Source organism: Virgibacillus sp. DJP39 (genome assembly GCF_049310925.1).
Taxonomy (GTDB): domain Bacteria; phylum Bacillota; class Bacilli; order Bacillales; family Amphibacillaceae; genus Virgibacillus_F.
Window position 1 is genome coordinate 105,791 of the sequence record NZ_JBMERP010000005.1, and the last position, 6,000, is coordinate 111,790.

Here is a 6,000-nt window from a genome sequence, read left to right on the forward strand (position 1 = left end):
CTCTATTTTTGTACACTTTTTTACTACCATGCTTATCTTGCTGGCAAGAAGTAGGGATGACGTAGAATTCGCGCCATTCTTACGGTCCTTTTTACGGCACAGTATCTAATTTCATGATTTTTGATCTTGAAGTACACTCTCGTAGATGTCCACCCAAAGCTTAACTTAAGATAATTTTATTTATATTCTTTTAAGGATTTTCTAACGCCATCCCTAAACTCGCTTTTCCCGCCCCCTAATGTACGATTTGGTATGTCAACACTAAATTGAACAAATATTTAAAGGTTCACTAACTTGTATTCAGTTGGTGTTAAGTAATCTAGTGATCCATGAATTCGAATATGATTAAACCAGTGAACGTAATCAAAAAGTTCCAAGTCAAGGTCGTGTTGGCTAGGGAAAAAGGAACCATGAACGAAGGTTGCGAGCGCCTGGTCGATGATTTGGTTTTTAAACTCACTACCTCGATCGGTGTGAAATAATTCGAGACGATTAAGATTGTATTTAACAGATGCAAAGGCACGTTGAACTAATGCTGCACTCTTTTGAGGGCCTGCACTATGACCAATAAATTTCACGGTTATATAAATCAATAAGTACACAGATATAATGCCATTTTTGTTGAACACGGACATAAGTCAAATCACTTTTAGTTCTTGATCCTGATCGAATTCCCGGTTCAACCTATTCCCGATTTCTGATTCATTGCAACTTGTTTTGCAACTTGTTTTAGAACGCTTGAACTGAGCTATCGTGTACTTGGAAACAAGTCCCTGTTCTTTCATAATGCGTCCGATACGGCGGCGAGAAACCGTCCAGCCCAACTTTTCAAGTTTTTTCTTAATCTTTCTTTGACCATAAATATTTCGATTGTCTTTAAAGATTTTAACGATTAGCTTTGTCAATTCTTCATCCTGGTCATCGCGGATTTGTGCTTCATAATAATACGTACTTCTAGCAATTTGCAGGACGTCGCACATTGCTGATACCGAGTATTTGTGGCGATTGTTCCAAATCACATCTACTTTCGTCCCATGATCAGCGCGGCTTGCTTTAAAATATCATTCTCCATCGCAAGTTTTTGGTTTTCTTTCCGTAATCGGATAAGTTCCTCTTCTTCAGGCGTGCGATTATCTTTCTCTTCGAAAGATCCACTAGTCTGGGATTGCCGAACCCACTTATCAAAGGCAGATGGCGTCAGCTCGTATTCTTTGATAATCTCAGACCTAGGTTTTCCTGAAGCATGGAGCTGAACGATTTGGTCCTTAAATTCTTTTGAAAAACTCCTTCTTACTCGTTTGGTCATAATAATTCTCTTCAGCTTTTAGTTGAACCAAGTTTAAATGACCGTAACTGTTCTGTCCAACTAAGTGTAACCTATCCATCTTAGGTGCACTAGATGCAGGAAGGAAATTTTTTAGACTCCTTCCTGCATACCTAAATAAGCCTCAAAAGTTTTATCGAAACAACTTTCAAGACTTTTTTAATGGAATTATAAACTCAAATATTAAATTCTCTAAGATAAGAATCAATTACTTACTTTTGGCAGCTCAAACGCGGTTAACTGCCTCAAGCACATCTTCCAATGATTTACCCATACCTGACTCAACCGCCGCAACGTATGCTCCCTCTACTAAAGGAACATCCTTAGCTACCTTAATGTTGTCGTAATTAGATAACTCGATTGCAAGCTCAGCATTCATCATGGCACTACCTAAATCATATAGCAATAAAACTCCTTTTACACTATGTGCTCGTTTAGTCGCCTCTAAAATCTTATCTACACTTGTTCCAATTTCATCTTCTTCAGTACCTCCAGCTAGTTCAACCGGTACTTCATGTATTACTTGTCTAATGATATCCTTAATACCCTCGACCACTTTTGGGCTGTGTGAAATTAAAACTATTCCAACGTAATCCATGTTTACTCTCCTTCCAAAAAAACCTCTGCAAGTGCTTCAAATAAATAGTAAGAAGACATAGAACCTGGATCAATATGCCCTAACGAACGATCACCTAAATATGAAGCTCTCCCTCTTGTTGCTTTTATGTCTTTTGTTGCTTCCATCGAAAGTTTAGCAGTGGAAATCAAACGTTCAGGTTTTAATTCAATGCTATTTTGAAATAAATAGAGCACTGGTGCCCATACGTCAACCATTGTTTTTTCACCTTCATTTGCTTTTCCTCGCATCTTTATACCTTTTAACGCTTCATCCAAAGCATTAGTAAAAGTAACAAAATCAACATCCTTATCTTTTACCTCTGTCGACATTTTCAAGAAGGCAGTACCATAAAGGGGACCAGATGCACCACCTATCTTACTAATTAGGGTCATAGCTACATCCTTAAATACATCTGACACCGTTTCGTAATTTGAAGTTCCCAGTTTATTGGCTACCTCATTAAATCCCCGAGCCATATTAATTCCATGGTCACCATCACCGATTGCCTGATCAAGTTCTGTCAATAATTCTTTATTCTTTTGTATCTTATCGTTCATTATCGCAATCCATTTTAGACTGTCCTCAACTTGTAATAACACATTATCTCCTCCAGGAATGGTTACTGAGTTCTAAAATGCTGGTGTATTTGAAACTGTATCAAGTAACGCCTTCAATTCCTCATCTAATTTTAATAGTGAAACAGAACAACCAGCCATTTCTAGTGAAGTCATGTACTCACCTACAAATGTTTTGTACACCCTTATTCCTTTTTCTTGTAATATTTGATTTACTTTTGCGTTAACGATGAAAAGTTCCATTTCTGGTGTTGAACCGAGTCCATTAACCATAACAGCTACTTCAGAACTGCTATAATCAATATCTTCAAGTATTTTTTGCGTGAGTTCTTTAGCTATATCATCTGCACAGGTTATTTCTTTTCTTTTGATCCCAGGTTCACCATGAATACCTATACCGATTTCCACTTCATCATCACCCAGTTCAAAACTAGGCTTTCCTGCAGCAGGAACTGTACAGGGACTTAGCGCCATTCCCATAGACCGCCTGAACCGCTATCTACTGCCTTTATTGCCTCAAAAACCTGGTCAGGTGTAGGAGAAGTAAATACTTCACCTACAACAGCAGCATCGAGCATTCCAGTACCCACATAACCTGCGTGGGCAGGTTCATGCCCACTACCTCCGCCGCTAACCAAACCTACCTTATTCTGAACTGGTGCATCCTTTCGAACTATAATTGTTGAGTTTGGCAATACTTTTAAGCTGTTTGGAAAAGCTGCTACCACACCTCTAAGCATGTCCTCCACAACTTGATCTGGATTATTAATAATCTTCTTCATGTTCATTTCCCCTTTCCTCAAACGTTTTCTCTTAATTCCTATTACTAAGATTTAGAAAAAAAGGAGACATACTTACCTAAGATATTAATCTATAAGGTAATGTTGTCTCCTATTATCACTAGTAACTATTCAATCAATTTAATTTCACTGACTCGTGTTTATTTAAACGACCTCGTTGCTTCAACAGCTTTTTGCCACCCAGAGTAAAGTTGGCCACGATCCTCTTCATTCATATCACTTGTGAACGTACGTTCTTTTTTCCATTGTTTTGCTATTTCTTCACGGTTTTCCCAATATCCAACCGCCAAACCTGCTAAGTATGCCGCACCCAATGCCGTTGTTTCACTCACCTCTGGGCGCTCTACTGGAACACCTAAAATATCACTCTGGAATTGCATTAAAAAGTTATTTTTAACAGCTCCTCCATCAACACGTAATGCTTTAAGGTTAATTCCAGAGTCCGCAATCATAGCGTCTAATACATCCTTTGTTTGGTAAGCAAGGGATTCTAAGGTTGCACGTACAAAATGCTCTTTTGTAGTTCCACGTGTAATACCAAATACTGCACCACGTGCATCACTATCCCAGTATGGTGTACCTAGACCTACAAAAGCAGGTACAAGATAAACTCCATCTGTCGAATCCACCTTGATCGCCAAGTCTTCACTTTCAGATGCACTTTCAATTATCTTTAAGCCATCGCGTAACCACTGGACAGCTGAACCAGCTACAAATATACTTCCTTCTAGCGCATACTCAACCTTCCCATCAATTCCCCATGCAAGAGTTGTAAGCAGACCATGCTTAGAATGAACAGCTTTGTCTCCAGTATTCATTAACATAAAACAACCAGTACCATATGTGTTCTTTGCCATTCCACTTTCATAGCATGCCTGACCAAATAATGCAGCTTGTTGGTCGCCCGCAACACCAGCAATAGGAACCTCATGACCAAAGAAATGGTAGTCTACAGTATTCCCATAAACTTCTGAAGATGGGCGGACTTCAGGAAGCATACTTGCTGGAACTGTTAAAATATCCAACAACTCTTGATCCCACTGAAGATCATAAATGTTATACATTAATGTACGAGAAGCGTTGGAATAATCGGTAACGTGCCTTTTACCACCAGTCAGTTTATAAATCAACCATGTATCGATTGTTCCAAACATTAACTCTCCGTTATCAGCTTTCGTTCTAGCTCCCTCAACATTATCTAGTATCCATTTCACTTTAGTTCCAGAGAAATATGCGTCGATAAGTAATCCGGTTTTTTCTCTAAACAAGTCACTGTGTCCTTGTTCACGCAGTTCTTTACAAATCCCATCGGTTTGACGAGACTGCCATACAATAGCTTTATACACGGGCTTACCTGTATTTTTGTCCCAAACAACTGCTGTTTCTCTTTGGTTAGTTATACCAATACCTGCTATTTGTTCAGGTTCTACATCTGTCTTACGTAATACCTCTGCCATTACAGCTAGAACTGAAGTCCAAATTTCATTAGCATCGTGCTCAACCCATCCCGGCTTTGGAAAGAATTGTTCGAACTCTCTTTGCGCCGTGCCAACAATACCACCCTCGTGGTTAAATAGAATAGCGCGTGAACTTGTTGTACCTTGGTCTAAAGATAAGATAAATTTTTCCATTTTAAAATCCCCCTTAACTAATTTTTTTCTCAACTTTACCTGCTACTGTAGCACCTTTCTTTAATTCTGAGGAGGCAGCACCAAATAATATTACTGCAACTACAATACTTAGTCCCCAAAACAGCCCTGTATATTCACCTAAGAAAATTGCACGATAGAAAATAGCTCCATAGATTCCTCCAAACGCCGGTCCAACAACAGGAATCCAAGCGTAGCTCCAATCTGATCCTCCCTTTCCTGGAATAGGAAGAAGTGCATGGGCGATTCTTGGCCCTAAGTCACGTGCTGGGTTGATCGCATAACCAGTTGCTCCACCTAATGACATCCCAATCGCAACGATTAGGCCACCTACTATTAATGGGTTTAATCCTTCTGTGAATTCATTAGCGCCAATAAACATTAACCCCATAACTAGTATAAATGTCCCGATAATCTCACTAACTAGGTTCGAAAAAGGACTACGAACAGCAGGATCTGTTGAAAATACCGCTAGTTTTGCTCCCGTATCTGTTGTTTTACCCCAATGTGGTAAATAATTCAGAAATACTACGACTCCACCAATAAAAGCTCCTATCATCTGAGCGGTAATATACATTGGAACTTTCGCCCATGGGAACTCACCAGCTGCAGCAAGTCCTAGAGTCACTGCAGGGTTGATATGTGCACCTGAAAAGCTTCCGACAGCATAAACAGCCATCGCAACAGCAAGCCCCCATCCTATTGTAATAACAACCCATCCTGCTCCTTCTGCTTTTGAATCCTTTAACACGACACCTGCAACTACACCCCCACCAAAGATTATAAGAATCATTGTACCAATTACTTCTGCTAAAAACTCCGACATTTTCTAACACCCCTTTTTTAGTGGAAAACTGTAACAAGCTCAGCATTTATAAAAACAAAAACTAAAAGCCCACACTTAAAACAGTATACTTCCCCTAAGAAAGTACATTGTTTGTAGTGTGGGCTCCTAATCTCAATCCCGTTTACTTAACTTGTCTATTTAAGGTTAATACTTTTTGTAACCGCTGTCAATATGTTTTTATATTTT

General features: G+C 39.2%; 4 protein-coding genes and 2 pseudogenes. All 6 read right to left on the reverse strand.

Features of this window, described 5'->3' with window-relative positions; translation table 11 throughout:
* Positions 1-278: 278 nt before the first annotated feature.
* The 6 genes and pseudogenes from ACOI1D_RS03740 to ACOI1D_RS03765 all read right to left on the reverse strand — a co-directional run bounded on the left by ACOI1D_RS03740 (position 279) and on the right by ACOI1D_RS03765 (position 5,793).
* Positions 279-1,306 (reverse strand): annotated as a pseudogene (locus tag ACOI1D_RS03740) (IS3 family transposase).
* A gap of 244 nt (positions 1,307-1,550) precedes the next feature.
* Positions 1,551-1,922 carry a dihydroxyacetone kinase phosphoryl donor subunit DhaM gene (gene dhaM, locus ACOI1D_RS03745; RefSeq protein ID WP_422499310.1) on the reverse strand — a complete coding sequence of 124 codons (372 nt, stop codon included), beginning with the start codon at positions 1,920-1,922 and terminating at the stop codon, positions 1,551-1,553.
* A 2-nt stretch (positions 1,923-1,924) separates the two neighbouring features.
* Positions 1,925-2,542 (reverse strand): dihydroxyacetone kinase subunit DhaL, encoded by a 618-nt coding sequence (dhaL, locus tag ACOI1D_RS03750; protein ID WP_422499312.1) that lies wholly within the window; start codon positions 2,540-2,542, stop codon positions 1,925-1,927.
* A gap of 30 nt (positions 2,543-2,572) precedes the next feature.
* Positions 2,573-3,300: pseudogene (locus ACOI1D_RS03755) on the reverse strand (dihydroxyacetone kinase subunit DhaK).
* A 158-nt stretch (positions 3,301-3,458) separates the two neighbouring features.
* Positions 3,459-4,949, reverse strand: coding sequence for a glycerol kinase GlpK (gene glpK, locus ACOI1D_RS03760; RefSeq protein ID WP_422499313.1), 1,491 nt, complete (start codon positions 4,947-4,949; stop codon positions 3,459-3,461).
* 13 nt (positions 4,950-4,962) lie between these two features.
* A complete protein-coding gene (locus ACOI1D_RS03765; RefSeq protein ID WP_422499314.1) occupies positions 4,963-5,793 on the reverse strand; it encodes an MIP/aquaporin family protein in 831 nt (276 codons plus the stop codon).
* Positions 5,794-6,000: the final 207 nt, after the last annotated feature.